Raw genomic sequence first — 997 nt, forward strand, 5'->3', positions numbered from 1 at the left:
GGCCCGTCAGGTCGACGATCGAGGCGAGCTTGTGACGGGTGGAGGCGCCCATCACGTCGAGGATGAGCGCGTCCTTCTTGCCAGTCTCGGGAGACAGCCGGAGTGCTCGGCCGGCCATCTGGCAGTACAGGCCCGCCGACTTGGTGGGCCGGGCGATCACCGCGCACGATGTCCAGGGGGCGTCGAACCCCTCGGTGAGGACCATGCAGTTCGTCAGCACCTGGACGTCGCCGCGCCGGTACTTCTCCAGCGCCCGGGCGCGGTCGTCGTGCGGCATGTCGCCCCACACCGCGGCGGCGGGCAGGCCGGCGGCGGTGAACGCCTCGGCCATGGACTGGGCGGTGTCCACGGTGGGGGTGAAGGCGACGCCCGGCCGGTCGGCGGCGTGAAGGCGGTATGCCTCCGCCACGACCTCGGCGGCGCCGGAGTCGTCCAGGGCCTGGCCCAGTTGTCCGTCCTGGAGGTCGCCCGCGCGGGACTTCACGGAGTCCAGGTCGAGGCCCTCGACGATGACGCGCTTCCCGCGGACGTCGCACAGGTAGCCGTCCTCGATCATCTCCAGGATGTCGAGGGTGAACACGACGTCCTGCCACACCTCGGCAAGGCCCCCGTCGGTGCGGGTCATGGTGGCGGTGAACCCGGCGACGGGCAGGCCGCGCCAGGCTCCGAAGTGCTCGAGGACCGTCATGTACGACGGGGCGGCCGCATGGTGGCACTCGTCGACGATGACCACACCGATGTTCTCGATGGCCTTGCGGCGCCGTTCGACGGCCAGGGTCTGGATGCTGGCGACGATGACGTCGGCGTCCTGGTGCTCGTCGCGCTCGGCCTTGACGACGCCGACCCGCAGGTCGGGGCGGACGGCGCGGACCTTGGCGGCGGCCTGCTCGATGAGTTCCTCGCGGTGGGCGATGACCAGGGCGCGGCCGCCGTTGAGCTGGGGCAGCAGCTCGTCGATGAGGTTGGCGAAGACGACGGTCTTGCCGGCGCCGGTCGG

1 protein-coding gene is annotated in these 997 nt (G+C 71.4%); it reads right to left on the reverse strand.

Going from position 1 to position 997, the window contains the following annotated elements:
• Positions 1 to 997 (reverse strand): DEAD/DEAH box helicase (locus tag ALMP_RS17340; RefSeq protein ID WP_264928948.1); only part of this gene is annotated, 997 nt, incomplete at both ends.

The organism is Streptomyces sp. A012304, assembly GCF_026008495.1.
In the GTDB taxonomy this organism is placed as follows: domain Bacteria; phylum Actinomycetota; class Actinomycetes; order Streptomycetales; family Streptomycetaceae; genus Streptomyces.